Origin of the sequence: Tabrizicola thermarum (genome assembly GCF_003574395.1) — a bacterium.
GTDB classification, from domain to species: Bacteria; Pseudomonadota; Alphaproteobacteria; order Rhodobacterales; family Rhodobacteraceae; genus Tabrizicola; species Tabrizicola thermarum.
The window spans coordinates 44,284-70,733 of the sequence record NZ_QMJY01000010.1 but is presented as its reverse complement, the minus strand read 5'-3'; the positions used below and the strand labels follow the sequence as shown (position 1 = coordinate 70,733).

Genomic DNA, 26,450 nt, shown 5'->3' with positions numbered 1-26,450 from the left:
AAAATGCGAGCATGGCTTCTGTCGGCAATTGTGGCTCTGGTGGGCGTCGTCGGCGCGCCGGAGGCCCGGTCCGAAACGCTGACCGACGCGCTGATCGCGGCCTACAAGAACTCCAACCTTCTGGACCAGAACCGCGCCGTGCTGCGCGCGGCCGACGAGGACGTGGCCGTCGCCGTATCGTCGCTGCGCCCGGTGGTCTCCTACGCGTTGCAAGGCCAGTGGCAGCGCGCCGACATCACCACTCCCGCAGGACCCGCGGTGTCCGAGGGCCTGTCCGCCTCGCTCACCCTCAGTGCCGAACTGACGCTGCTGGACTTCGGGCGCCGCAAGCTGGGGATCGAGATCGCGCGGGAAAGCGTGCTGGCGACCCGGCAGGCGCTGATCGATGTCGAACAGAACGTCCTGCTGGCCGCCGTGCGTGCCTATGTCGATGTGCGGCTGGCGCAGGATGTGGTGGCGCTGCGGCAAAGCAACCTGCGCCTCATCACCCAGGAACTCCGCGCGGCGCAGGATCGCTTTGACGTGGGCGAGATCACCCGCACCGATGTGTCGATCGCCGAGGCCCGGCTGGCCGCGTCGCGGGCGGCGCTCGCCTCGGCCGAGGGCCAGCTGAAGGTTGCGCGCGAGGCTTACAAGGCCGCGACCGGGGACTATCCGCACCGCCTTGCGGCCCTGCCCAAGGCGCCGGCCCTGCCGCGCACGATGGAAGAGGCGCAGGCGGTGGCGCGGGCCACGCATCCCTTGCTCAAGCAGGCCCAGCATCAGGTGACGATCGCCGATCTTCAGGTCGACCTCGCCAAGGCGAATCGCATGCCGGTCGTCGGGGCAGGGGTCACGCTGCGCACTGATGACCAGGACCAGCAGCTGCAATCCTACGGGCTGTCGCTGAACCAGACCCTCTACGCAGGGGGCCGCCTCTCGGCGCTGCAACGCAAGGCGCTGGCCGGCAAGGATGCCGCGCGCGCAGGCTTGCAGCAGGTGGCCGTCGGCATCGTGCAGAACGTCGGCGTCGCATGGGCGAACCTTGCCGTTGCCGCAGCCTCGATCGAGGCGTCCGACCTGCAGATCCGCGCCGCGCAGGCCGCCTTCGACGGCGTGCGCGAGGAAGCCGCTGCCGGAACCCGGACCACGCTGGACGTGCTGAACGCCGAGCAGGAGCTTCTGGACGCCCGCAACGCCCGGCTTCAGGCCGAGGCGCAGCGTTATGTCGCGGTCTACCAGGTGCTGGCGACCATGGGTCTTCTTACCGTGGATCACCTGAACCTCGGGATCCCGACCTATGACCCCGAGGCCTATTACGGCGCGGTCGAGAAGGCGCCCTCGCACAGCGCGCAGGGCAAGAAGCTTGACAGGATTCTGGAAAAGATCGGAAAGTGACGTCGCATCCGGCGCGACAATCCGTGAATACTGTTGCCATTCCGGGGTTTGTGGCGCAAAGTTGAGATCAGTTCACGCGCAAGCGAGCGGATCTTGTTGATGGCCGGACCTCTAAGCTCCGAAGAGATTGAGGATGTCGTCTCCTCCGTGCGTCGGCTTGTGTCCAACGAACATCAGCCCCGCACTCTCAGCCGCGACCTGAACGCCGAGCGGCTTTTGCTGACCCCGGCGCAGCGGGTGCTGTCTGAAACCAGTCCGCTGGCCCCGCTGGCCCCGTTGATGCTGGATTCGTCCTTGCAGACAGCCGAACCGATGGACGCAGCCGCCGCCCCTGGCGATCCCGCCCCTGTGCCCGTTCCGCCGCCGGCCGACAGTGCGTCCGAAGGGGAGGCGCCGGCGGTGCCCGTCCATGTCGTGGACACATCCGCCGGCGAAGCCGGTGCCGAGATCGGCCCTCTGCCCGTTGCGGATCCCGAACTGGCGGCGGATCTGGCCGAAGCGGCATCGGAAGAACCGGACGCCGGTTGGGAGGACGAGATCTGGTCGGACCCCGCGACAGTGTCGCTGGGGGAAATCGCCCTGGCCGCTGAAGAGGCCGAGGTCCTGACCGGGCCGGACCCCGATCAGGAGATGCCGGATCGGGTTGGCGCGGGCGATCAGTCGGAACCCCGGGCGCCTGTGGACAATGCGCTGACCGATGACGGGCCGATCCCCTTCGTCCCCCTGCGGCGACGGGCGGAACATCTTGCCGCGCAGCTTGCGGCAGGCGAAGGCCCCGAAACCCCACCCGCCGAGGCAAAGTCCGAGGCTGAAGTCGTTTCGCTGGCCGATGCCGCCCCGGCGGTCCCAGGCGCAGCCAAGGCCAGCCCGGAAGATGCCGAGGCCTGCGCCGGGTATCTGTCGGCAGAGCATCTGGCGACGGAATTCGTCGATGCCGACGGCATGTCGCTTGCGGTCCTGGACGAACACGCCCTGCAAGAGATCGTCCGTCAGACCCTGCGTGCCGAGTTGAAGGGCGAACTGGGCGAGCGGATCACCCGCAATGTCCGCAAGCTGGTCCGGGCGGAAATCAACCGTGCCTTCATGGCCAGGGACCTGGACTGAGCCCCCTGACCCGAAACGAAAGCGCGCCCCGATGGGGCGCGCTTTGACGTTCCGGGGGAAATGCGGCTTCAGGCCGCTTCGGCCTGCTCCAGCTCAAGCGCGTGGCGGCGTTCGGATTCTTCGCGCGACAGCGCGACCGAAGTGCGCACGCCCTTCGCGACGAACTCCATCAGGCCCTTGACCACACGTTCGTTCGGGTCGATCCCGGCGCAGGACAGCACTTCACGGCCGTCGCGCGAACGCGCCCAGCGGGCGATCTGGTCCGGGCCGTTGCCATACTTCTTGTCGTCGGCAATGGCATCGTCCAGAGCCGCCAGAACAACGGCGGCAAAAAGTTTGCGTGCGCGTTGGCCCTGCTCGAAGTTGAAGGCGGTGCTGTCGATGGTGTCACGCATGTTGGTTTCCTTTATTCTTGCTCTTGTCTTTCTTGGCGTCCGGGGTTTGTAGCGGTTTGAACCCGATTCGGGGGTTACCGGTTTGGAATGACGGCCATGCGCTGTGTGCATGGCTAATGCAAGCTCAATCAGTATCTAGTCGGTCGTGGCCCCGAGGGTAGACGAGATTTAGGAGCCTGGGGTGCTATTTCAACCTTCGGTTAGGAAATTCCTGGTGCTCCGCCCCGCGCGCTGTCAGGCGAGTTGAATTCGGGCTTGACCGGCCCGCAGAATGCCTGTGGCGCGGTCGTAACGCAGGTGGGCCAGTCCGGTTCCGCCGCTTTGCGTAAAGAGTGTGCCGACAGGCTTGCCGTCGCTGTCGGTGATCTCGGCCCCGACCGGCGCCGCGCCGTCCACCGCCACGCGGACCAGTCCCTTGCGCAGCTCGGTCTTGTGCTTCATCCGTGCGGTGACTTCCTGTCCGACATAGCAGCCCTTGCGGAAGTCGACGCCATGCAGGCGCTCGAACCCCAGTTCCAGGATGTAGCTCTCCTCGGGCACCAGTTCGACGCCGCTTTCGGGGATCAGGTTGTCGACCCGGATGCGATCCCAGTCGATGACGGGATCGGCTCCCGGTCGGTCGGACCATGCGCGCCAGCCAAGTGCCGGATGCCGTGGGTCGGGCAGGGCGCCCTCGGGCGGCTCGCCCAGCCCGCGCAGGACATGCAGCGCGGTGGGGCTGATCTGCACATCGGCGCGCAGCTTGTACATCGTCAGGCGGCGCAGGGTGTCCTCCGCAAGGCGTGAGGCGATGTCGATCAGAAGATCGCCCGACTGCTGCCGCACCACGAAGAAGTCGGCCAGATACTTGCCCTGCGGCGACAGAAGGGCCGCCCAGACGATGCCCGGACCGGCCTCCAGCGGGCGCATGTCATTCGACACCAGGCCCTGCAGGAAGCTGATCGCATCCTTGCCGGTCAGGCGCCAGACAGTGCGGTCGGGGGCGGTTTCTCCGATCATGGTCGCCGCGAAGGTAAAGCGACCCGGGCAGGCGGAAAAGGGTCAGTCACGCAGTTGTGCCTCCTGCAGCCGGGCATAGGCGCCCTGCCGCGCCATCAGGCTGTCATGCGTGCCTTCCTCGACCAGTCGGCCGCGTTCCAGGACGATGATCTTGTCCGCCCCCTTCACTGTCGACAGCCGGTGCGCGATCACCAGCGTCGTGCGGCCCGACTGGGCGCGTGACAGGGCCGCAGAGACCGCCGCCTCCGTGCGGGTATCCAGCGCCGATGTCGCCTCGTCCAGCAGCAGCACCGGCGCATCGGCCAGAAGCGCCCGTGCGATGGCGATCCGCTGGCGCTGGCCCCCCGACAGGGCCGAGCCGCGCGTCCCCGCAGGCGTATCCAGCCCCAGCGGCAGATCGGCGGCGAACCCGGTCACTTCGGCATCCGCGAGGGCCTTTTCCAGCCGGGCCTGATCGATCCCGCTGCGCCCGAGAATCAGGTTCTCGCGCAGGGATTCGTCGAACAGCGCCGACTCCTGCGACACCGAAGCCAGAAGTGCGCGCTGATCGGACAGGCTCAGGTCCTGCACATCGACGCCGCCGATGCGGATCGTGCCCGACTGCGGCTCGATCAGGGCCGCGATCAGCTGGAAGACCGTCGACTTGCCAGCGCCCGAACTGCCGACCAGAGCCGTCACCTTCCCCGCCTCGGCGGTAAAGCTCAGGCGGTCCAGCACGGGCCGGTCGGGATAGGCAAAGGACACGTTCTCGAACCGGATCTCCGGCGCGCCCGGGGCGGGCAGGGCGCGGCTTTGCGCCGGGCGGTTGCCCTCGGGCCTGGTGTCGAACAGCGTGTAGATGCGGGCAAGGCTGGCCTTTGCGACCTGCCAGAGCCCGGCCAGATCGCTCAGGCGACGGATCGGCTGGAAGGTCAGCGCCATGGCGGTGAAGAAGGACATGAACTCGCCGATGGTGCGTTGGCCTGCGGCCACGTCCGCGCCGCCCAGCATCAGGACGGCAAAGAAGCCAAGGCCGGTGATGATATCCACCAGCGCCGGCATCGCGGCGCGCGCGGTGGCCGCCTTGACATCGGCCCGCACGATGGTTTCGACGATCCGCTGGAAGCGCTGGCTCTGATAGGCCTCCATCCGGTTCAGCTTCACCGCCTGGATGCCGTGGAAGATCTCGTCCAGCCGTGTCGCGCGCAGTCCGGCCTGCTGGCGGCTCAACATGACCTTGCGGTAAAGATAGCGCCGCAGCACGACGGCAGGCAAAAGCAGAAGCGGCGCCCCGATCAGCGCGGCAGCCGTCCAGACCGGGTCGATCATCAGCGCCACGACGAAAAGGCCGATCAGCGACACCAGATCGCGCGCCACCCCGCCAAAGACCGAGATCGTCGCCGTCGCTGCCGCCAGCGTGTCGCCCTGGACCCGCTCGATCAGCGTGCCGGGCGGGTTGATCTGATAGAAACTGGCGTCCAGCGTCAGAAGGTGCCGCACCAGATCGATCTGCATGCTGCCCGCCGACTTCAGGTTCACCTGCGCGGTGATCCTGCGCCCGATGATCGAGGTCACGGCGCGGACCACGAACAGGGCCAGGATCGCGCCGCCGACCCAGAGCAATCCGCCCGTTCCGCCCGGCTTGAAGACTTCGTCGAACAGCGGCTCCAGCATGTAGGACAGCAGCCCCAGGGTCGAGCCCTCGACGGCCATCACCACGACGGCGGCGATCAGCGACAGCAGGTGCGGCCGCAGATAGCTTTGCCAGAAACGGCGCAGAAGCTCGTTGGTGGGATAGTCGCGCGTGGACTGCAAGACGCTCTGCCTTTTCGCGGATCAGGCCCGGGGTTTAGCCGGAAAGCGCCGCCGTCTCAAGCCGGGCCGGTTGACGCTGGCGACGCGCGGGCCTAGCCATGGCGCAAACCCCGCTGGGAGAAGCACATGACCCTTGCCGCCGGCCGTCCCTATCTGGCCATTCCCGGACCTTCGGTGATCCCCGACCGCGTGCTCCGCGCGATGCATCGCGGCTCGCCCAACATCTACGAAGGCCCGCTGATCGAGATGGTGGCCGGCCTGATGCCCGACTTGCGGATGCTGGCCGGGACCACGGGCCATGTGGCCATCTACATCGGCAACGGCCATGCGGGATGGGAGGCGGCCAATGCCAACCTCTTCAACCGGGGCGACAGGGCGCTGGTGCTGGCGGTGGGGCAGTTCGGGCTGTCCTGGGCCAATTCGGCCCGTGCGATGGGGGTGGAGGTCGAGGTCATTGACTTCGGCAAATCCACGCCGGTTGACTTCGGCAGGGTCGAGGCCGCCCTGCGCGCCGACCCCGGGCACCGGATCAAGGCGGTGCTGACGACGCATGTCGATACCGCCAGTTCGATCAAGACCGACATTCCGGCCCTGCGCGCCGCGATGGATGCCGCCGGGCACTCCGCGCTTCTTGCGGTGGACTGCATCGCCTCGCTGGGCTGCGACGAATTCCACATGGACGACTGGGGCGTCGATGTGATGGTCTCGGCCTGCCAGAAGGGCCTGATGACCCCGCCCGGCCTGGCCTTCGTCTGGTTCTCGGAAGCGGCCCGCCTGCGCTGTGGCCGATCCGACCTTGCCACGCCCTACTGGGCCTGGGGCCCCCGCGCCGAGCCCGAGGAGTTCTGGCAGCTCTGGGACGGCACCGCGCCGACGAGCCATCTCTACGGCCTGCGCGAGGCGCTGGACATGATCGCCGAAGAGGGTCTGTCGCAGGTCTGGGCGCGTCACCACACGCTTGCCCGCACGGTCTGGGCCGCCTTCGACGCCTGGGGCGCGGGCAACCCGGCCATCGCGATGAACGTGGCCGATCCCGCGCATCGCGGCTGGTCGGTGACGGCGGCCCGGTTGGGGGCGCCCCACGCCACGCGCCTGCGCGACTGGTGCGAGAAGCAGGCCGGCGTCACGCTGGGCATCGGCCTTGGCATGGCACCCTCGACCGACCCGGCCTATCACGGCTTTCTGCGGGTGGGCCACATGGGCCATGTGAACGCCCACATGACCCTTGGCGCGCTGGCGGTGATGGAGGCCGGGATGATCGCGCTGGACATTCCCCACGGGGAAGGGGCGCTGGCCGCCGCCGCGCGGGTCATCGGCACCGCAGCCTGACCGCCGCGCCCTTGGCTGGCCCCGGAGGGTTTCACACCCTCCGGACCTCCCGTGGGATATTTTCAGAAGAGAAAGACATTTTGAATCAAATGCTTCGGGACGGGTGATCGTCTTCCAGATAGATGCGGATGATCTCGTCGAAGCTGGTCTCGGCCACGAAGCCCAGCGACCGGGCGGTCGCGGCCTCGCAGGCCTCGGCCCAGGGGGTGACGATGGCCTCGATCACCGGGTCCGGCTCGTGGCGGATCAGGTCCACCGCCGCTTGTCCTGCCACGCGCCGCAGCGCCTCGATCATCTCGGCAATGCTCGCCGACAGGCCAGGCATCGTCAGCGCGCGGCTGGCCGTCAGCGTGGCGGTATCGAGGCTGGCCGCCCGCAGGAAGAAGCCGGTCGCGGCGCGCGGGCTGGCGAACCAGTGCCGCAGGCTGTCGCGGACGGGCAGCACGGCGGGCAACCCGTTCAACGGCTCGCGCAGGATCGAGGAATAGAAACCCGAGGCCGCCCGGTTCGGCGCCCCCGGTCGGATGCAGATCGTGGGCAACCGCAGCGCGATGCCGTCCAGAAGCCCCCGGCGCGAATAGTCGGACAGCAGCAGCTCCGTCATCGCCTTCTGCGTCCCGTAACTCGTGCGCGGGGTCAGGTGGAAATCGTCCGGAATGACCTTCGGGAAGGGCGCGCCGAAGACCGCCAGCGAGGAAGCGAAGACCAGCCGCGGGCAATAGCCGGGGATCGCCGCAATCGCATCGAACAGCGCGCGCGAGGCGTCGAGGTTGACCGCATAGCCCCTGGCCAGGTCCACCTCCGCCTCGCCCGAGACGACGGCGGCCAGATGGAAGATCAGGTCCGGCCGGTCCTTGACCAGGATCGCCGCTGCACCCGGATCGGCCAGGTTCAGCGCCAGAGTGGCCGCCCCATCCACCGGCGGCGGGGCCACCACATCGGCCAGCGTCAGCCGCGAGAAGGGCAGGGCACCGCCGGTGATCGCGGCCGCCAGCTTGCGGCCCAGCATGCCCGCAGCACCAAGGATCAGGATATGCATGGCCCCCTCCGTTTGCCGGAAGGGGACCACATCAGCCGCGACAAGCCAAGCGGATCAGCCGCCGTTCCGGGCCAGCCACTCCTCCATCCATTTGATCTCGGCCTCCTGCGCCGCGATGATGCCTTCCGCGAACTTGCGCACCTCGGGGTCCTTGCCGTGTTCCAGCACGATCTTCGCCATGTCCACCGCGCCCTGATGGTGCGGGATCATGCCCTTGACGAAGTCCAGATCGGCATTGCCGGTGAACTCGATCGCCATCCCTTCGTGCATGCGGGTGTTGGCCTCCATGAACGCCATCGAGGCCGGTCCCATGTCACCCATCATCGCGTGGCCTTCGTGGCCGGTCATCTTCTCTTGCGCCAGGGCCGCAACTCCGACGGCTGCGGCGGCGATACCCAGGGCAAGGGTCAAAGGTTTCAGCATGGCAGGTCTCCTTCGTTTCGGTTCCGCCGTTTTTCCGACCTTCCTGCATGGGAAGGAAACTCATTTCGACGTGATGTGCGATTGTGCAGCGGATGTGCACGACCGAAGGCGATCTGTGCAGGTTGCCCCCCTTTCCGCTGCCGGGACATGGGTCTATCCTGCCTCTGGTGGAAAGCAGCGAAGCGGTGGCCAGGGTGAAGCGCAAGGGGCAGAGGCCCGTCGTCGGGATCATCGGCAACAGCTACCTCATCAACGGCAGTTATCCGTCCCATTCCGCCGGAACGATGAACACCGCCGCCGTGGCCGAGGTTGCGGGCTGCATGCCCCTCATCATCCCGTCCGACCCGCGTTACATCAGTGTCGAGGAACTGCTTGACCTCTGCGACGGGTTTCTGCTGACCGGCGGGCGCCCGAACGTCCATCCCAGCGAGTATGGCGAGGAAGAGACCCCCGCCCATGGCGCCTTCGACCGGGGCCGCGATGCGATCACGCTGCCCCTGATCCGCGCCTGCGTCGATCGCGGCCAGCCCTTCCTTGGCATCTGCCGGGGGTTTCAGGAGGTGAACGTGGCCATGGGCGGCACGCTGCACCCGGAAATCCGCGATCTGCCGGGGCGAATGAACCACCGGATGCCGCCCGATGGCACGCTGGAGGAATGTTTCGCGCTCCGCCACAGCGTGACCTTCACCGAAGGCGGGGTGTTCCACCGCCTGCTGGGCGCGCGCGAGGTGATGACGAACACCCTGCACGGCCAGGGCATCGCCCGTCCGGGCAGTCGCATCGTGATCGAGGGCCATGCCCCGGACGGCACGCCCGAGGCGATATATGTCAAGGATGCGCCCGGCTTTACCCTGTCGGTGCAATGGCACCCCGAATGGAACGCGGGCAACGATCCCGTCTCGCGCCCCCTGTTCCAGGCCTTCGGTCAGGCCGCCGCCGCCTGGGCTGGGGGCTGGCGTCCCGCCGCCGCCGCGCGCTCGGCCTGACTTGATCCGGATCAGGGCGACCCGCTGCCCGTGACGCCATACTGCCACCATCCAGAACGGAGGCGCCCATGTATCTCGTCATCGCTTATGCCACGACCGACGGCCAGACCCGCAAGATCGCGCGCTTTGCCGCCGACCGGCTTGTCAGTTCCGGCCATGCTGTCGAACTGCTGAACGTCGAGGATGCCGCTGACCTTGACCTCGCGCGCTTTGACGGGGCGATCCTTGCCGGATCGCTGCACGTCGGGGGCTACCAGACGTCGCTTGTCCGCTATGTCCGCGACAACCATGCCGCGCTTGCCGGCCTGCCGACCCTGTTCCTTGCCGTGTCGCTCTCGGCCGCCGGAAACGACGCCGAGGACTGGGCCGGCCTGCGCAAGTGCCTTGCCGAGTTCGAGACCGAGACCGGCTGGACCCCCGGTCGCGTCGAACATGTCGCGGGGGCCTTCAGGTTCTCGGAATACGACTTCTTCCGCGCTTGGGCGATGCGGCGGATCGCCGACCAGAAGGGGGAAAAGGTCGAGCCCGGAAAGGACAAGGAATACACCGACTGGGCGGCGCTTGGTCAGACGCTGGACAACTGGGTCGCGGGCCTGACCCCGCGCCGCGTCACAGCGGGCGCAGCTTCAGCTTCGTGATCCGGTTCTCGCGCTTGCCCACGACTTCGAAGCGGAAGCCGTGGAAACTGAAGACCTGTCCCTCGTTCGGGATCATCTGCGCCTCGTGGATCACGAGACCCGCGATCGTGTTCGCCTCCTCATCCGGCAGCCGCCAGTCCATCGCCCGGTTCAGGTCGCGGATCGTCATCGACCCATCGACCAGCCAGGCCCCGTCCTCGGTCCGGGTCAGACCCGAATCCTTGCGCACCACGTCGAATTCGTCGGTGATGTCGCCGACGATTTCCTCCAGGATGTCCTCCAGCGTGATCAGCCCCTGCAACGCGCCGTATTCGTCCACGACCAGCGCGAAATGCGTGCGGCGGGCCAGGAACTCGCGCATCTGTTCGTCCAGCGTGGTGGTGTCGGGGATGAAATAGGGTTTCATCGCCACCTTCACGATGTCCAGCGCCTCGATCCCCGGCGCGTCCGGGCCGCGGACCAGCCGGTCCACCTCGCGCAGAAGGTCCTTGGCATGGACCACGCCCAGGATGTTGTCGTCGCTGTCGCGGTAGATCGGCAGCCGGGTATGGGGCGAGGCGAGGACGCGGGTAATGATCTCGCCGGGCGGCAGGTCGGCGTCGATCATCTCGATCTGGCGGCGGTGGCGCATGATCTCGTCCACCGTGCGGTGCGACAGGTCCAGCGCCCCCAGCAGGCGGTCGCGGTCCTCCTTCTCCACCGCGCCCTCCGAATGACCCAGCGCGATGGCCCCGGCAATCTCGTCGCGCAGGGCCAGCATCGCGCTGCCTTCCTCGGATTTCAGGCCGAACAGCCGCAGGATGCCGCGCACCAGCGCCCGGACCACGGCGACGACGGGGGAAAAGACCACGATCAGCAGCCCGATCACCGGCGCCACCCGCGTCGCCACCGCCTCGGGGAAGGTGATGGCGACCGTCTTCGGCATGACCTCGCCGAAGATCAGCACCAGAAGCGTCATGCCCAGCGTCGCCAGCGCCACCCCGCTGTCGCCGAACAGCCGCGTCAGCAGCGCCGTCGCCAGCGAGGCCGACAGGATGTTGACGATGTTGTTGCCCAGAAGCAGCGCGCCGATCATTCGCTCGCGGTCCTCGGTCACCAGCATCGCGGCCTTCGCCCCGCGCGAGCCGCGGTCGGCCTGCGCCTTCAGCTTGCCCCGCGAGGCCGCGGTCAGCGCGGTTTCGGACCCGGAAAAGAAGGCAGACAGGATCAGCAGGCCAAGGATCGCGGCAATGGTCAGCCAGAAGGCGGTATCAAGCATTTCGGAGGTCATCGGGTCATTCCGGGGTTCAGCCCTTTCGGGCCAGGGGGTGCCTTTTCAGGACAAGGTCCGTCAGATGGTCGTCCAGCACATGCGTGTAGATTTCGGTCGTGGCAACATCGGCATGGCCCAGAAGCGTCTGGATCACCCGCAGATCGGCGCCATGCGCCAGCAGATGCGTGGCAAAGGCGTGGCGCAGCACATGCGGTGTCACCCGCGCCGGGGAAAGTCCGGCCAGCACAGCCACGTCCTTGACCAAGCTGTGGAAATACTGCCGCGTCAGATGCCCCTCGCGCCCCTCGCCGGGGAAGAGATAGCGCGAGACCGCGCGCCCCGCCTTGCGCCCGGCCTCCTCCTCGGCATCGCGCACCGCCAGCCAGTCCCGCAGCGCCGCGCGCGCCGGACCCGACAGGGGCACCATCCGCTCCTTGTCGCCCTTGCCGCGCACCAGGATCATCCGCGGATCGCCCCGGACCGCCGCGACCGGCAGGCCCACCAGCTCGCTGACCCGCAGGCCCGTGGCATACAGAAGCTCGAACAGCGCCGTGTCGCGCAGCCGGTCGGTCGGGTTGCGCCCCCTGGTCCGGGCCGCCTCCATCAGCCGCGTGACCTCGGCCTCGCTCAGCGTCTTCGGCAGGCTTTTCGCCTTGCCGGGGCCGGTCAGCCGCAGCGCCGGATTGTCCGCCCGCCAGCCTTCCTCGACGGCAAAGCGGTACAGCTGCCGGATCGACGACAGCCGCCGCGCCCGGGTTGCCCTGGACAGGCCCTGCGCATCGCAATGCACCAGATAATCCTCGACCGCCGCCCGGTCCGCCGTGGCCAGACCCCGCCCGCGCCGCGCCAGCCAGTCGGCAAAGTCCAGCAGGTCGCGGCCATAGGCCAGCTGCGTGTTCCGCGCCGCGCCAAGCTCGGCCGCGCGGGCGTCCAGGAAGGTCGAGATCCACCGGCTCGCCTCGGCCTCCGCCATGGCCTAGCCCCGCCGTTCCAGGATCATCAGCTCCAGCGCCGTCCGCCGCGCCACGTTTTCCTGACCGACCAGCCGCAGCAGCGACAACCCCTCGGTCACGCCGCGCAGATCGCCGTGGACCCCTCGGCCGATGGAGTCGAGCGCCGCGATGATCGCCTCGCCCTTGCGGTTGCCGTCGATCAGCGCCTGATTGTCCGCCGACACCGCAGGCGCCCGGAACGCGGCCGAGATCGCCCGCGCCAGACTGTCGGGCGGCAGCGCCGTCGCCGCCTTGCCCTGCGCAATCGCGATCAGGAACGCATCCTCTGCCGAGGCCGGACTGGCCCGGTTTGCCACCGTCTCGGCAAAGGGCGACAGAAGCCCGATCCGGAAGGCGATCTGCCCTGCCTCGCCCTCCAGCGGCATGTCCATCAAGGCCTTGCCGAACAGCGTGGCGAAGGGCACTTCCAGCTCCACCTCCTGCATCCGGTTCCAGACCGGCGGCAGCGTCCTGGCCACCCGCTCGGCATAGCGCGACCGGATCGCCGCCTCGAAGGCCTGGAAGGCCGCCACCCGATCCCAGACCCCGCCCGAGGCCGCCGGGTCATGTTCGGTGTAAAGCCCGAGGATCACGTTCGGCGGGATCGTCCCCGCCCGCGTCAGCCGTTCCGCCGCCTCGATCCGCGCTTTCCAGCCCGACCGGGGGCCCAGTTCGGCATAGGAAAAGGCGATGGGCAGGCGTTCGGTCGGCAAGGGCTCGCCGATCGCGGAATAGATCATCCAGTCCAGCGGCGTGACCGGATCGGGCGCAGGCGGGACCGGCTCGCCCTCATAAAGGTCGGGGTCCAGAAACCGCGACAAGAGCGTTGCCTGATCGGCGCTGATCTGGCCAAGCGCCTCGGAGGTGCGGATCGTCAGCGCCGCAGTGTCCCAGTCGCCGGACCGCGCCAGACAGAAGATCCGCGCCGGGACCGTCGGCGCCAGATGCGGGCTTTTCGCCATCCAGCTGCAGGCCCGATCCTCGGCCCCCGTCAGCAGCGCCACGTCGAAGGCCCGCCGCACCAGATCCGGCGTCGTCGACCCGGCCGCCTCGATCAGCGCCGCCGCCTGTTCCAGGGCCCCCAGCGCCAGCAGCTTGTCGATCCGCACCAGCAACAGCTCACCCCGTCCCCCGGCATCCACCGGCGCGTTGACCTCTGCCAACAGCAGCGTCAGGAACAGCTGGCGCAGCGCGGGCAGGTCGTCGTCGGGATGCTTGACCAGGGCTTCGGCGATCTCGCGCGTCATCCCCGCGCCCCAAAGATCGCGCGGCAGGCCGGAAACCGGGGCCGGGATCAGGCCGATCCCGTCGGGCGACGGGCCATCCAGCGACGAGGTCGTCACCGTCGCGGGCAGGGCGCTCCCCGCCGCGGCAACGGGCGGCTCGTCGATGGCCTCGGGCCTGCCACCGTGCGCCGCCGCGGCAGGCGTCGCCACCGATTGCGACAGCCAGTCGATCGCCGACAGGGGACCGGTCGCCGCCCCTGCCTCCTGTGCCGAGGCCGGCGGCGCGACACCCGCCGATACAAGGATCAGGGACAGGACACCGGCCGCACTAGTCCGCATTCAACACCACTGGCTTCCTCACCTCACCCTGAACCGGAGTGAGATCCCCCAGATAGGCAAAGACGGTCAGGCCGATAAAGCCAAGAATCACCAGCAACAGCAAGACCTTGATGATCCGCCCCATGGTTTCGCCCTTCCTCGTCTTCTGCCGGGCGGCTTCATCCGCCCGGCGATTGTTGCCGCCTGAAACCGCCTCGTCGGCCGTCCCTGCGGTGGTCTGGTGCGAATGTATATAGCATTCCGAGGAAGTTCACGCCATTGAGGGGGAAAGATTTCCCGTCGGCAAGTCCTTGCCCGGGACAGGCGGCGCGGCGAAACGGGGGGCCATGGCAAGGCTGGCGAAGACGGTGGTGCTGGTGGGAATGATGGGGGCGGGCAAGACGGCCGTCGGCACGGCCCTTGCCCGTCAACTCGGGGTCGAGTTCCGCGATTCCGACGAAGAGATCGTCCGCGCCGCCAACCGCTCCATCGCCGAAATCTTCGAACGCGACGGCGAGGCCTTCTTCCGCGCGCGTGAGACCGAGGTGATCGGCCGGCTGTTGCGCGGCACGCCCTGCATTCTGTCCACCGGCGGCGGCGCCTTCCTGTCCGAGGCGAACCGCACCCTGATCCACGACGTCGGCGTCTCGGTCTGGCTGCGCGCCGAGCTTGACCTTCTGTGGCAGCGCGTCCGCCACAAGACGACGCGCCCGCTTCTGCGCACCCCGAACCCGCGCGAGACGCTGCGCGAGCTTTACGAGAAACGCCAGCCGTTCTATGCGAAGGCCGACATCGTGGTCGAAAGCGAGGCGGATCGCTCGATCGAGGATATGGCCGCGCGGGTGCGCGACGCCTTGAAGGCGCGGCCGGACGTGCTGGAGGACAAGGCGTGAACACAGTCGCCGTCGATCTTGGCGCCCGGTCCTATCAGGTCCGGATCGGCCCCGGCCTGATCGCCCGCGCCGGCGCCGAGATCGCGCCGCTTCTCCGCCGCAAGCGCGTGGCCGTGGTGACGGACGAAACCGTGGCCGCGCTGCACCTTCCCGCTCTCACGGCCGCACTGGAAGCCGAAGGCATCGCCGTCACCGCGCTTGCCCTGCCGCCCGGCGAGGCGACGAAGAACTGGGACAACCTGGCCCGCTGCACCGAATGGCTGCTGGAAAGGCAGGTCGAACGCAAGGATGTGGTCCTCGCCCTTGGCGGCGGGGTGATCGGCGATCTCGTGGGCTTTTCCGCCGCCATCCTCCGGCGCGGCGTGCGCTTCGTGCAACTGCCCACCACGCTTCTGGCCCAGGTGGACAGCTCTGTCGGCGGCAAGACCGGGATCAACACCGCCCAGGGCAAGAACCTGGTCGGCGCCTTCCACCAGCCCAGCCTGGTGCTGGCCGACATCGACGTGCTTTCCACGCTGCCCGACCGCGATTTCCTGTCCGGCTATGGCGAGGTGGTGAAATACGGCCTTCTGGGTGATGCCGCCTTCTTCGACTGGCTGGAACGCGACGGCCCCGCGCTGCGGGCCGGGGACGCCGCTGCCCGCCTGAGGGCCGTGACGCGATCCGTCGAGATGAAGGCCGGGATCGTTTCCCGAGACGAAACAGAGGAAGGCGAACGCGCGCTCTTGAACCTGGGCCACACCTTCTGCCATGCGCTTGAAAAGGCGACGGGATATTCCGACCGGCTTCTGCATGGCGAAGGCGTAGCCATCGGTTGCGCGCTGGCGTTCGATCTGTCGTCGCGGCTGGGCCTGTGCAGCCAGGAAGACCCCAGCCGCGTCCGCGCGCATCTGGCCGCGATGGGGATGAAGGTCGACATCCGCGACATTCCGGGCGACCTGCCGGACGCGGATGGTCTGATCGCGCTGATGGGTCAGGACAAGAAGGTGGTCGACGGCCGCCTGCGCTTCATCCTCGCGCGCGGCATCGGTCGGGCCTTCGTGGCCGATGACGTGCCGGGCGACAGGGTGCGCGCCGTTCTGGACGACGCGCTTCGCGCCTAGAACAAGAGCTTGTAGACGTTGCCGTTGGTGTCCGTGGCCTGTCCCGTGCCGCTGGCCGTGCCCGATCCGACCACGAAGGTGCCCTGCACCCGGGTGCCGTCGTCGCAGACCGCGTAGATTTCCCCGTTGTTGACGCCCGCGACCGTCTCGCGCTTCACGCCGACCTCGCCGCCGGTCTTCTTCCAGGTCAGCGCCAGTCCTTGCGAGTTCGACACCACGCGCGGTGTCAGCGAGGTCCAGGTGCCGGTGCACTTGCCGCGCTTGGGGATGCGGAAGGCAAGGGGGCCCGAGGTGCCGCTGGTGTTCCGGGCGGTGGCGCGGATCACCAGGGTCGGGTTGGCTTCGGCGATCTCGCCCGACAGCGGGTACAGCTGCATCGTGCTGGTCGAATCGGCACAGGCCGCCAGCGGCAGGATCAGCGCCAGGACCAACTGGCGGGACCTGGGCAGGCGGGGATGGCGCGGGGACGGCTGGGTCGGGTCAACGGTCATGGGTGAAGCTGTCTCTGGCAGGACGTCACGGGGGCGCAAGGTCGATGTCGGACAGCGCGGTGCGCCTTGCCCGACGCCGTGTCTATGAGATGAATTCGCCCGACTGTCCAGCCCGGTGCCCCTGACGATCGCGTCAGCGCAGGCAGGGGCGACTACCTGGCCACAGCAAAGGTCAGCAGCGACCGCAGCGTGGTCAGCCCCCGCCCGCCCGGCCCCCGCAACGGGCTCTGCCGCGGGTGCCAGGTGCCGCCGGCGTGGTTCACCACCGATGTCGGCATGAACTGCATCAGCCCGGAAATCGTGTCGGCGATGACAAGACTTGCCGCAGGCCCCAGCCGCTCGCCCTGTTCGTAGTGCCGCGCCTCGCACAGGAAATACAGCCAGGCCGGCGTCTGGTCCAGCATCCCCAGCTCCTCTGCGGTGGTGCGCAGGCTCTTCGCTCCGGGCTTGGCCGGGTTGGTGTCCGGCAGGGCGGCGCGCACTTCGTCCGGCGACATCGGCGTCAGCCCGCAGGCCTGCGCCAGCTCTTGCCCAAAGGCGATCCGGCGCTGAAACCCGCGCATCAGGTTGCGGAACAGGATCGACCCGTGCACCGCCACATTCGAATGTCCCATCGCGTTCAGCATGTCCGGCGCGAAGGTCAGGTCGATCCGTTCCGCCCCGCCCGGCCCGGGAGTGCGGCGCGGCGGGCGGGTCATCCGGTCCCAGTCGATCACCCAGTGGTCGGGAAGCTGCAAGGTCGCGGCCCCCGGTCTGCCCATGTTGCGCTGCGTGGTGAAGGAGAACAGCTCGGCCAGACTGGCGCCGTCACGTTCGATCCGCCCGCCGCGGCCGAAATTCGCGTTGAAATCGTAGAAGGCGCCGACCATCGAATGGCCAAAGCGGAAGGCGGCCGTGGTGAACTCCAGCGGCACGGTCCGCGCGGCGGGCAGTTTCTGCGGCCGCTGCGCCAGCGGGATCCGCAGGGCCTGGGGCGACAGCAGGCTCGGCAGGAAATCGTTCAGGATCAGCCAGTGATAGTGCAGCGTCACCAGCTGCCGGGCCGCGGCAAAGCATGCTGCCGGATCGGGGAGGTCCCGCTCCAGAACCGCGACGGCCTTGTTGTGAAACAGGAGGAACGCCAGATGCAGCTGGCTGATGATCAGGTTCTCGTCGTTGCGGTGGTCGGCAATCAGCGGCTTGCCGTTCCGCCGCAGGATGTCGGGTGCCCCGATGTCATGGATGACCCGCGCCGGATCCTTCCCGCTGTCGATGAACACCTGCGGGTCCTCGGTCCGCGTGACGCCCAGCCTGAACCGCTTGCCATCCGCCGCATAGAGCGCCCGGATGGCCGGATCGGCGCTGTCCGGCCCGTCGCCGTACAGACTGTCCAGCGCAAGCGGATTGGCCTGTTCGTTGACGAAATTGTCCAGGATCACCTCGGGCAGCGCACGCTGCGCCCGGTCCAGCCCGCCCGGCAAGGCGGTGCCGATCACGCCCACCCCCGCCGGGATTTCGGCCAGCGTGACCACATCCCCCACCGGGGCCGAGATGTCGTGGTTCACGAACTGCCCGAAATAGGTGTAGGCCGCCGGCAACCGCATCGGCAGCACTTCCGGCGCGCTCAAGGGCTCGCGGCTGGCCTTCTCGAAGGCGACGAGCCGGGCAAAGCTCAGCGCGGCCGAGGTTCCGGCAAAGCATCCCACATCGTCGCGGCGCGCCAGATCGGGGAAAAGAAAGCAGTAGCCCGATTGCGACGGCCTTGCGCTCCGGGTGCCGCGGGCCTCGGGGACACCCTCGGGGAAAAGACTGTGCGGGCTGGTGATGGTCGGCATGGGTGGCCTCGCGGCTCTGGGGTCAGTAGGGTTCGGGCAGGCTCAGGCGCGGAACACCCGGACAAAGCCGGGCAAAGCGGGGCAGGTCGGTCGCTTCGCCCATTGCGCACAGGCCGGGGACCAGAACCCGCACTGTCGGCAAGGGATCTCCGGGCAGGGTCAGGTCCACCGCCAGGGCGCGAAGCCCCAGATCGGCCAGCCGGGCCAGAAGCGCGGGCAGCTCCAGCGTCGCCCCGGGCCGCTCCGGCCCCGCGATGAACTGCGGCTGCTCCAGCGTTGAGGCCCTGGCGATCCAGGCCAGCGCCTCGGGATCGCCTGCGGCAGAGGCATGATCCAGGCTCACTTCGGTCTGCACCATCTCGGTCACCGCCGCCAGCGCCGCATCCGCCAGCCTTGGCCGCGCCGCCGAGCCTACCGCGACCCTTGTCCCGTCCGGCTCTGCCGCCACCGCGACCACCACCGGCAGGCCGATATCGGTCGTCACCTCGATCAGCCGCGTCACCCGGCTGCGCTGGTGCAGCCACCAGAACAGCCGGGGCTGCTGCGCGTCGATGATCTCGGTCGCGACCGCGCCGCCCTGCCGGTGGCCGTGCCACCACAGGGCCACTGCGTCGCGCTCCACACATTCCCACAGCGCCCGCGCCAGCGCGCTGTCACGATCCGGCCCCGCCGCGCAGCCGGTGGACCCCGCGTCGGTCTGCAAAGGTTCGGACAGCACCGCCGCGCAGTCCAGGTAGACGCCTTGCGCCGCGACCTCCACCGCCGCGCCCGACGCCATGTCGGTCGCCCCGACCATGGCCAGCCCGTCCCGCCGCGGCAGCGCGCGCAGCGCGGCCAGATGCTGCTGCGCAAGGCTCGCCCGCAGCTCCAGCGCCTCGGCCCCTGCCGACAGAAGCGCCTGCTGCAACGTCATCCCCCGCCCGGCCGGCAGCCGCGGCTTGAGGCCCGTGACACCGTCCTCCAGCGGCACGGCGATTGCCAGGAACAACGGCGCCTCGGGAGCATCCAGCGCCATGACCCGGAAATCCTGGCTCAAGGCGCGCGATACCCGTGCATTCATCTCGGCCGGGTTTTGCTTCATGCCGCCATTCAAGGCAGGATGCCGACAAGGTTCAAGGCCGGAATCAGAAACCCTCGGCCCATTTCACGCTGGCATCACGACCCGTCGGAAGAGTGGGTCAAGGCAATCGTCAACAAGCAGCCCGATACGGGAGAGGGAGACAGCAATGGCAGGGTTCTTCACACTGAAAAGCGACGCAATTGCCGATCAGGAAGCGACGGGCGAGGCGATCATCCGCGTCAGCAAGAGCGCCTTCCGCGACACGCCGAATTCGGAATGGAAGAAGTTCAACGACGACACCCGCAAATGGCTCTTCGACAACGGCTATCGCTACGAAGGCCCGGGGGCCGGCCCGAACGGCGAGATCCCGGACAGCATCGAGATCGTGCCGGTCTATGACACGCCGAACCGGATGCATGTGAGGGTGCCCTGGGCGGGCGATCTGAAGACCTTCAAGGTCAAGGACGAAGCCACCTACGGCAACACCGACAAGGTCCGCTCCAGGGTGGTGCTGGCGCGCTACTTCATGCGCAAGTGCCGGTAGGCAGGGCCCGGATCAGGCTTGCTCGGCCATCTGGCGGGCAAGCCGCAGACCCTTCAGCAGGCTCTGGCGACCCTTCGGCCAGTGGATCGGCAGGACGTCCATGATCCATCCTTCCAGGTCGTTGTCGTCCGCGCGCCCTGCGCCTTCCCATTTCGATTCCGTCAGCTCGGCGAAATAGCGATAGACCGCCTCGGCCTTTTCGATGTTGCCTTGCAGGGCCCAGGCGGCCGCAGCCAGGGCGGCGCGGTCCGGGAAGCCCTCATAGCATTTCTCCACCGTCTCGATCGTGGCCGCATAATCGCCGTCCAGAAACTGGATCGCGGACAGATAGTCGGTGTAATACTCGGGATAGACCGGGTTCATCTGCACCGCCTTCGCGGCCAGACCCTTGGCGTCCTCGATGTGCCCCAGGAACGCCAGGCCGCAGGCGGCGGCGATCAGCGCCTCGGCATCGTTCGGGTTCAGGTCCACCGCCATCCGGAAATGGGTGTTCGCCCGCTCGGCCGATTTGGCGATCAGCCAGTTCCAGGCCATGCTGATGTGGCAGCGCGGATCGTAGGGGTCCAGCGCGATCGCCTCGCGTGCATGACGGAAGGCCGCCGCGCAATCGGCCTTGCGCCCCGGATAGCCCGGTCGCACCAGGCTCCGGCTGCACAGGATCTGCGCCAGGCTCGCATGGCTGCCCGCAAGACCGGGGTCCAGCTCGATCGCTTTCAGGAACATCTCCTCGGCCTCGGCATCGGCTTCGGCCGTCCACAGCCGCGACAGCTGATGACCCTTCAGCCAAAGGTCATAGGCCACCGGATTGCCCGGGGTGCTGCGGGCGTGACGCAAAAGCGTGCTGTGGTTGACCTGGCTGGCGAGATGCGCCGCCACCGCCCCCGCGACCGAAGAGCTGACCTCCTGCAACTCGGTCTCCGCCACCGGGTAGAGCGCCGACCAGACCTCGCTGCCGTCGCGGCAGTCGATCAGCGTCACGAACAGCTTGCCCTCGCCGGTGCGCCAGTCCAGCACGCAGTCCACCGCATAATCCGCGTCGATCACCTGACCGACTGCGGTGAAATCCACCGCCGTGGTCGAGTCGAACCCGCTGGACGGCCAGGGGATCACGATCCAGCAGCGAAAGCGCGACAGGCAGGACTTGGCCAGAAAGGCAAAGCCCTCGCCCAGGTAATCCTTGCTGCTGTCGACATAGCGCGTCAGCGGCGGGCGAATGGTGATCCGTGGCGGTCCGCTGCGCGTTCGGGCCGGGGCAGGGGCCGACGCCATCGCGGGCGCGCGCTGCAACGATATTTCGCCGCTCTTGATCGCGACCAGAAGCTCGTTCGACGCCTCGCTCGGCTCGCTGTCCAGCTCGTCGGCCAGCGCCTGCTCCAGCATCGCATACTGCCGCAGCGCCGCCGACTGGTCGCCCCTCTGCGCGTGAAAGCGCATGATGAACTGATGCGCCAATTCATGGCTCGGCTCGATGCGGACCAGCTCTTCGGCAACCCGCGTGTCCGTGAAAACCCCCGTGGCGATCAGCTTTTCCAGCTGATCGGCCAGCGCCGTGGTCAGCACCGACCGCAGTTGCGACCGCTCGATCTGCAACCAGGCCTCGAAGACCGGGGCGCTGGGCTGGGCCGGGCCGAACAGCTCGCCCTGCCACAGCGCCGCCGCCGCCAGAAGCGCGCTCTGGTCCTGCGCCGAAGCGGCAATCAAGTCGCGGAACCGCCGCACGTCCAGATCGAAGGCCGTGCCCTTCAGGCCCACCGAAAAGCGGTCTGCCTCGACCACATCCTCGCCGTTCGGCCCAAGGACCTCCTTCAACTCGCGCAGCGCCTGCCGCAGGCTCGACCGCGCCAGCGCCTCGGGGGCGGGGTCCCACAACAGCGAGGCCAGCTGCTCCCGGTTCATCCGGCAGCCCGGGCTCAGCAGCAACAGGCCCAGCAGGCAGCGCGCCTTGCGGGTCTTGAAGGCCACCTCCTCGCCCGAAGCGATGCGGACGACCCGGCAGGATCCCAGAAGATCGACTTGAAACCGGAACATGCCGGAGGCCCCCATACCTCAAGCGTTAACGTGGCACAGGCCAAAGGCAGCTTTCAACCGCCCAGCCTCGAAACGTCCGCCCAAAACCGCCGGTTGTTGCCTTCCGGTTGCGCGATGGTGGTCGCGTTCTTGCGCCGCTGTCGCGCGGAACCCACGCAGGCCTGACAAGCTGGCCCCATTCCTGCGCCTGTTCGCACGTCCGATTGCCGCCTTGCCAGCGTCGAACGCACCGGCGTCACCGGCCAGATGAACGGTCACGGCAGCCGGGCAAGCCATCTGGCCTGCCCATCCCGGACGCGAAAGTCGCTGGGTCCGGCCTGGAAACAGGCCCTCCTCCGGCGCGTCCTATCGGATCAGGAAGGGCGCGGCTTTCATCGTGGCCGGCACGGGAACCCCCATCCGGGTCAGGATCGACGGCGCCAGCGCCAGTTGATCCAGAATCTGATCTTCGGGCGGCAAGCTGCTGGTTCCAAAGTAGTAAAACGCAAAGTCGCGCTGATCCTCGCCCGTGCCGCCATGATGCCCCCGCGCGTCCTGACCGTGGTCGGCGGTGACGATCACCTCATAGCCGTTCTGCCGCCAGCGATGGATCCATGGCGCCAGGATCGCATCGAGATGGGCGCAGGCATGGTCCATCTCGGCGCAGTCGTGGAAAAAGCGGTGCCCCATGCTGTCCAGCGTGCAGCTGTGCAGGATGCCATAGTCGATGCCCTTGACCTCGCAAAGGCGGGTCAGCGTGCCGAAAAGGTCATAGTCCGACGGCGTCATCTGGTTCGCGTGCCCATAGCCGTGCATGGTGTGGAACCGGCCATGAGTGATCGGCCCCTCGGGTTCATCATATTCGATGTCGCGGACCACGTCGAAGGGCGCGCGGTTGAAGAACTCCGACCAGTAGCTGTGCGTCACCGCCCCGGTCCTGCGGCCTGCCTTCGTCAGCTCGCTGAACACATCGGGGAATTCCAGCCGCCGGATGTCGGCATTGTCCCAGATCCGGTGCACCTGCGGCGGCAGGCCCGTGTGGATCGAGGCATAGCACGAGGCCGAGGTCGAGGGCAGCACCGACCGCATCCGCCGGACGCGCGCCTCGCCCTGTTCGACCCAGCCTTCGAGGTTGCCGAACAGCCGCCGCCAGTTGCGGTAAGGCACCCCGTCCAGGATGATCAGAAGAATCTTGGTCATATGTTAAGTCCGCCCCGCAACTCCCTGACGCACGCCGCGATTTCTTCGAAGGAATCGCCCCGCCGTCAATTCCCCGCGCTTTCCATCCGGCGGTGCGCGATCACCTGCTCCAGCCAGCCCTGTTCCATCTCGGGCACCGAACTCAAGAGCAGGTCGGTGTAATCGTCGAACGGAGGGGTCAGCACGTCCGACTTCTGCCCATAGCGCACCACCGCCCCCTTGAACATCACCGCGATCTTGTCGGAAATCGCCTTCACCGTCGCCAGGTCATGGGTGATGAACAGATAGGCCACCCCGGCCTCGGCCTGCAACGCCAGCAGAAGCTTCAGGATTCCGTCCGCCACCAGCGGATCCAGCGCGCTTGTCACCTCGTCGCAGATGATGAGCCGTGGCTTCGCCGCCAGCGCGCGGGCGATGCAGACCCGCTGCTTCTGCCCCCCCGACAGCTCCGCCGGATAGCGGTCGGCAAAGCCCTTGCCCATCTCGATCTGGTCCAGAAGCTCCTGCACCCGGCGGTCCCTCTCGGCCCCGCGCAGGCCGAAGTAGAACTCCAGCGGCCGCCCGATGATCGTGCCGACCGTCTGGCGCGGGTTCATCGCCGTGTCGGCCATCTGGTAGATCATCTGGATCTCGCGCAGATCATCCTTGGTCCGGCCTTTCAGGTCCGCCGACAACTGCCGCCCGGCAAAGGTGATCCGGCCCTGGGTGGGCGGCAACAGCCCGGTGATCGCGCGGGCCAGCGTCGACTTGCCCGAGCCCGATTCCCCCACCACCGCCAGCGTCTGCCCCACGGGCAGGTCCAGCGAGACGTTCTTCAGCACATCGAAATTCGTCCCCCGATACCGCGCCGTCAGGTTCTGCACCTGCAGGACAGGCGGGGCAGGGGGCTTCTCCTGATGCTCCAGACTGCGGACCGACACCAGCGCCCGGGTATAGTCCTCGCGCGGGGCGTGGATGATCTGCCCGGTCTCGCCCAGTTCGACCATCCGGCCGTGGCGCAGCACCATGATCTCGTCGGCAACCTGCGCCACCACGGCCAGGTCATGCGTGATGTACAGCGCCGCCACCCCGGTATCCCGGATCGCCTCCTTGATCGCCGCCAGCACGTCGATCTGCGTCGTCACGTCCAGCGCGGTCGTGGGTTCGTCGAAGATCACCAGATCCGGCTTCGGACACAGCGCCATCGCCGTCATGCAGCGCTGCAACTGCCCGCCCGAGACCTGATGCGGATAGCGGTTCCCGATCGTCTCGGGGTTGGGCAGGCCCAGCTTGCGGAACAGCCCCACCGCGCGCGCCTCGGCCTCGGCCTTCCCGCAGAGCCCATGGCTCAGACAGGTCTCGATGACCTGCTCCATGATCTGCCGGGCCGGGTTGAAACTCGCCGCCGCCGATTGCGAGACGTAAGTCACCTCGCGCCCCCGAAGGCTGCGCAGGGCCTTCGCATCGGCCAGCCGGATTTCACGCCCGTTCAGGTGGATCGTGCCCGCGGTCAGCCGCACGCCGCCGCGGCCATAGGCCATGGCGCTAAGACCGATGGTGGATTTCCCCGCACCCGATTCCCCGATCAGCCCCAGCACCTTGCCGCGCTCAAGCGTCAGGTCCACGCCATGGACCAGCGTGACCTCCCTCGGCGGCTCGCCCGGCGGATAGGACGTCGCCTCGATCACCAGGCCCCTGATCTGCAACAACGGCTCAGCCACCGCGCCCTCCTTTCAGGCTGGAGGTCCGGGTCAGGATCCAGTCCGCGACCAGGTTGACGCTGATCGCCAGCGCCGCGATGGCGGCTGCGGGCAGCAGGGCGGCCGACTTGCCGTAGATCAGCCCGTCCTTGTTCTCTTTCACCATCCCGCCCCAGTCGGCCAGCGGCGGCTGGATGCCAAGGCCCAGGAAGGACAGGGTCGAGATGAACAGGACCGCGAAGATGAACCGCAGGCCGAATTCGGCGACCAGCGGCGACAGGGCGTTGGGCAGGATCTCGCGGAAGATGACCCAGATGCCTTTCTCGCCCCGCAGCCGGGCGGCCTCGACAAAGTCCATCACCGCGATGTCGGCGGCGACGGCGCGGGACAGGCGAAAGACGCGGGTGCTGTCCAGGATGCCCATCACCAGGATCAGCACCGTCAGGTTCAAGGGCAGCACCGACAGCATGACCAGCGCCACGATCAGCGAGGGGACCGCCATCACCAGGTCCACGGTCCGCGACAGGACCTGATCGATCCAGCCGCCCTTCACCGCCGCCAGGAATCCCAGGAAGGCCCCCAGCGAGAAGGCCAGCAGCGACGAGGCCAGCGCCACGAAGATGGTGATCTGCGCGCCGTAGATCAGCCGGCTCAGGATGTCGCGCCCGATGGTGTCGGTGCCCAGCCAGAACTTCGCCGAAGGGCCTTCCCATTGCCCGCCCGAGACATCGTTGATGGCATAGGGAGCGATCCATTGCGCGAAGATCGCGACGAACAGGAAGATCCCGGTCAGGATCAGCCCGATCAGGGCGGACAGGGGTATCCTCATTTCGGATGCCTCAGACGCGGATTGGCCAGGATGCCGATGATGTCCGCCGCCATGTTCAGAAAGATGTAGACGGCCGCAAAGATCAGCCCCACCGCCTGCACCACCGGCAGGTCGCGCTTGGTCACATGGTCCACAAGGTATTGCCCCAGGGCGTTGTAGCCGAAGACCACCTCGACCACGACGACGCCGACGACCAGATAGGCCAGGTTCAGCATGACCACGCTGACCACGGGCGCGATGGCGTTGGGGAAGGCGTGCTTCCAGATCACCGTCATCGGCGACAGGCCCTTGAGTTCTGCGGTCTCGATATAGGCCGACTGCATCACGTTCAGGATCGCCGCCCGCGTCATCCGCATCATGTGGGCCAGGACCACCAGCACCAGCACGATCACGGGCAGGGCGACAGCCTGCAGCTTGGCCCAGAAGCTCATGCCCGGAAAGACCATGGCCACGGGCTGAAAGATCGGGATCGCCTGCGTGAAGATGTAGATCACGAAATAGGCCGCGACGAACTCGGGCAGGCTGATCGTGGTCAGCGTGATGCCCGAGATCACCTTGTCCGGCCATTTCCCGGCATAGCGCGCCGCGACAAGGCCAAGGATGATCGCCAGCGGCACGGCGATGACGGCGGCGCAACCGGCCAGGAACAGCGTGTTGCCCAGCCGCTGCCCGATGGATGTGGCGATATCCGCGCCATTGGTCAGCGCCTTGCCCAGGTCTCCGGTCAGGATGCCGCCCAGCCACTGGAAATAGCGGGTCAGGGGCGGCTGGTTCAGCCCCATCTTCTCGCGCAGGTTGGCCAGCGCCTCGGGCGTCGCCTGCTGGCCCAGGATCGCCTGCGCGGTATCGCCCGGCAGCGCCTCGACGCCCAGGAAGATCACCGCCGAGACCGCCAAGAGCAGGAGGAGGCCCAGCGCAATGCGCTGGACCACCAGTTTCAGGATCGGATGCACCGCGC

At 67.8% G+C, this 26,450-nt stretch carries 25 protein-coding genes; 8 read left to right on the top strand and 17 right to left on the bottom strand.

Going from position 1 to position 26,450, the window contains the following annotated elements; genetic code table 11:
* Positions 1 to 3 precede the first annotated feature (3 nt).
* Positions 4 to 1,377, top strand: coding sequence for a TolC family outer membrane protein (locus D5084_RS04740; RefSeq protein WP_128514364.1), 1,374 nt, complete (start codon positions 4 to 6; stop codon positions 1,375 to 1,377).
* Between the two features lie 99 nt (positions 1,378 to 1,476).
* On the top strand, positions 1,477 to 2,481 hold the full coding sequence (locus tag D5084_RS04735) for a hypothetical protein (RefSeq protein WP_128514363.1): 1,005 nt from the start codon (positions 1,477 to 1,479) through the stop codon (positions 2,479 to 2,481).
* A gap of 68 nt (positions 2,482 to 2,549) precedes the next feature.
* On the opposite strand, the gene D5084_RS04730 is transcribed toward D5084_RS04735, so the two are convergent.
* The 3 genes from D5084_RS04730 to D5084_RS04720 form a co-directional block, all read right to left on the bottom strand.
* Complete coding sequence (locus D5084_RS04730; protein ID WP_128514362.1) at positions 2,550 to 2,876, bottom strand: DUF6280 family protein; 327 nt, start codon at positions 2,874 to 2,876, stop codon at positions 2,550 to 2,552.
* A gap of 234 nt (positions 2,877 to 3,110) precedes the next feature.
* Entirely contained in the window at positions 3,111 to 3,875 is a 765-nt protein-coding gene (gene ygfZ, locus D5084_RS04725; RefSeq protein ID WP_128514361.1) for a CAF17-like 4Fe-4S cluster assembly/insertion protein YgfZ, read from the bottom strand.
* A gap of 42 nt (positions 3,876 to 3,917) precedes the next feature.
* Positions 3,918 to 5,669 (bottom strand): ABC transporter ATP-binding protein, encoded by a 1,752-nt coding sequence (locus tag D5084_RS04720; RefSeq protein ID WP_274378866.1) that lies wholly within the window; start codon positions 5,667 to 5,669, stop codon positions 3,918 to 3,920.
* A 126-nt stretch (positions 5,670 to 5,795) separates the two neighbouring features.
* Here D5084_RS04720 and D5084_RS04715 point away from each other — a divergent pair, with 126 nt between their 5' ends.
* Positions 5,796 to 6,998 carry a pyridoxal-phosphate-dependent aminotransferase family protein gene (locus D5084_RS04715; protein ID WP_128514360.1) on the top strand — a complete coding sequence of 401 codons (1,203 nt, stop codon included), beginning with the start codon at positions 5,796 to 5,798 and terminating at the stop codon, positions 6,996 to 6,998.
* Between the two features lie 85 nt (positions 6,999 to 7,083).
* Here D5084_RS04715 and denD read toward each other — a convergent pair whose 3' ends face one another.
* Complete coding sequence (gene denD / locus D5084_RS04710) at positions 7,084 to 8,037, bottom strand: D-erythronate dehydrogenase (protein ID WP_128514359.1); 954 nt, start codon at positions 8,035 to 8,037, stop codon at positions 7,084 to 7,086.
* A gap of 54 nt (positions 8,038 to 8,091) precedes the next feature.
* The gene (gene copM / locus D5084_RS04705; protein ID WP_128514358.1) at positions 8,092 to 8,460 is read right to left on the bottom strand and encodes a CopM family metallochaperone; all 369 of its coding nucleotides are present in this window, start codon (positions 8,458 to 8,460) and stop codon (positions 8,092 to 8,094) included.
* Positions 8,461 to 8,627: 167 nt separating this feature from the next.
* Between copM and D5084_RS04700 the strand changes: the two genes are divergently transcribed.
* Positions 8,628 to 9,446, top strand: a complete 819-nt coding sequence (locus tag D5084_RS04700; RefSeq protein ID WP_238382528.1) for a gamma-glutamyl-gamma-aminobutyrate hydrolase family protein — start codon at positions 8,628 to 8,630, stop codon at positions 9,444 to 9,446.
* Between the two features lie 68 nt (positions 9,447 to 9,514).
* Complete coding sequence (locus D5084_RS04695) at positions 9,515 to 10,084, top strand: flavodoxin domain-containing protein (RefSeq protein WP_128514356.1); 570 nt, start codon at positions 9,515 to 9,517, stop codon at positions 10,082 to 10,084.
* On the opposite strand, the gene D5084_RS04690 is transcribed toward D5084_RS04695, so the two are convergent.
* The 4 genes from D5084_RS04690 to D5084_RS18840 are packed head-to-tail and all read right to left on the bottom strand — an operon-like array spanning position 10,056 to position 14,017.
* Positions 10,056 to 11,354 carry an HlyC/CorC family transporter gene (locus tag D5084_RS04690; RefSeq protein WP_128514355.1) on the bottom strand — a complete coding sequence of 433 codons (1,299 nt, stop codon included), beginning with the start codon at positions 11,352 to 11,354 and terminating at the stop codon, positions 10,056 to 10,058. The two genes, D5084_RS04695 and D5084_RS04690, sit on opposite strands and share 29 nt — an antisense overlap.
* A gap of 16 nt (positions 11,355 to 11,370) precedes the next feature.
* Positions 11,371 to 12,309 carry a site-specific tyrosine recombinase XerD gene (locus tag D5084_RS04685; protein ID WP_128514354.1) on the bottom strand — a complete coding sequence of 313 codons (939 nt, stop codon included), beginning with the start codon at positions 12,307 to 12,309 and terminating at the stop codon, positions 11,371 to 11,373.
* A gap of 3 nt (positions 12,310 to 12,312) precedes the next feature.
* On the bottom strand, positions 12,313 to 13,893 hold the full coding sequence (locus tag D5084_RS04680) for a hypothetical protein (RefSeq protein WP_128514353.1): 1,581 nt from the start codon (positions 13,891 to 13,893) through the stop codon (positions 12,313 to 12,315).
* A complete protein-coding gene (locus D5084_RS18840) occupies positions 13,883 to 14,017 on the bottom strand; it encodes a hypothetical protein (RefSeq protein ID WP_262373425.1) in 135 nt (44 codons plus the stop codon). Before D5084_RS18840 ends, D5084_RS04680 begins: the two co-directional genes overlap by 11 nt.
* A 202-nt stretch (positions 14,018 to 14,219) precedes the next feature.
* On the opposite strand from D5084_RS18840, the gene D5084_RS04675 reads away from it, so the two are divergent.
* Positions 14,220 to 14,765, top strand: a complete 546-nt coding sequence (locus tag D5084_RS04675; RefSeq protein ID WP_128514352.1) for a shikimate kinase — start codon at positions 14,220 to 14,222, stop codon at positions 14,763 to 14,765.
* Positions 14,762 to 15,868, top strand: a complete 1,107-nt coding sequence (aroB, locus tag D5084_RS04670) for a 3-dehydroquinate synthase (protein WP_128514351.1) — start codon at positions 14,762 to 14,764, stop codon at positions 15,866 to 15,868. Before D5084_RS04675 ends, aroB begins: the two co-directional genes overlap by 4 nt.
* On the opposite strand, the gene D5084_RS04665 is transcribed toward aroB, so the two are convergent.
* The 3 genes from D5084_RS04665 to D5084_RS04655 all read right to left on the bottom strand — a co-directional run bounded on the left by D5084_RS04665 (position 15,865) and on the right by D5084_RS04655 (position 19,254).
* A complete protein-coding gene (locus D5084_RS04665; RefSeq protein WP_238382527.1) occupies positions 15,865 to 16,359 on the bottom strand; it encodes a hypothetical protein in 495 nt (164 codons plus the stop codon). The genes aroB and D5084_RS04665 overlap by 4 nt on opposite strands.
* A 152-nt stretch (positions 16,360 to 16,511) precedes the next feature.
* The gene (locus D5084_RS04660; protein WP_128514350.1) at positions 16,512 to 18,173 is read right to left on the bottom strand and encodes a peroxidase family protein; all 1,662 of its coding nucleotides are present in this window, start codon (positions 18,171 to 18,173) and stop codon (positions 16,512 to 16,514) included.
* A gap of 22 nt (positions 18,174 to 18,195) precedes the next feature.
* Entirely contained in the window at positions 18,196 to 19,254 is a 1,059-nt protein-coding gene (locus D5084_RS04655; RefSeq protein ID WP_128514349.1) for a YcaO-like family protein, read from the bottom strand.
* Positions 19,255 to 19,399: 145 nt separating this feature from the next.
* Between D5084_RS04655 and D5084_RS04650 the strand changes: the two genes are divergently transcribed.
* Positions 19,400 to 19,777 carry a hypothetical protein gene (locus tag D5084_RS04650; RefSeq protein ID WP_128514348.1) on the top strand — a complete coding sequence of 126 codons (378 nt, stop codon included), beginning with the start codon at positions 19,400 to 19,402 and terminating at the stop codon, positions 19,775 to 19,777.
* Between the two features lie 12 nt (positions 19,778 to 19,789).
* Here D5084_RS04650 and D5084_RS04645 read toward each other — a convergent pair whose 3' ends face one another.
* The 5 genes from D5084_RS04645 to D5084_RS04625 form a co-directional block, all read right to left on the bottom strand.
* Positions 19,790 to 21,805, bottom strand: a complete 2,016-nt coding sequence (locus D5084_RS04645) for an AfsR/SARP family transcriptional regulator (RefSeq protein ID WP_162302379.1) — start codon at positions 21,803 to 21,805, stop codon at positions 19,790 to 19,792.
* A gap of 345 nt (positions 21,806 to 22,150) precedes the next feature.
* On the bottom strand, positions 22,151 to 22,984 hold the full coding sequence (locus D5084_RS04640; protein ID WP_128514346.1) for an alkaline phosphatase family protein: 834 nt from the start codon (positions 22,982 to 22,984) through the stop codon (positions 22,151 to 22,153).
* Between the two features lie 65 nt (positions 22,985 to 23,049).
* Positions 23,050 to 24,684 carry an ABC transporter ATP-binding protein gene (locus tag D5084_RS04635; protein WP_128514345.1) on the bottom strand — a complete coding sequence of 545 codons (1,635 nt, stop codon included), beginning with the start codon at positions 24,682 to 24,684 and terminating at the stop codon, positions 23,050 to 23,052.
* Positions 24,677 to 25,492, bottom strand: a complete 816-nt coding sequence (locus tag D5084_RS04630; protein WP_128514344.1) for an ABC transporter permease — start codon at positions 25,490 to 25,492, stop codon at positions 24,677 to 24,679. Before D5084_RS04630 ends, D5084_RS04635 begins: the two co-directional genes overlap by 8 nt.
* Positions 25,489 to 26,445: an ABC transporter permease gene (locus D5084_RS04625; protein ID WP_128514343.1), complete on the bottom strand. Its 957-nt coding sequence runs from the start codon at positions 26,443 to 26,445 to the stop codon at positions 25,489 to 25,491. The genes D5084_RS04630 and D5084_RS04625 overlap by 4 nt, the downstream gene beginning before the upstream one ends.
* Between the last annotated feature and the right edge of the window lie 5 nt (positions 26,446 to 26,450).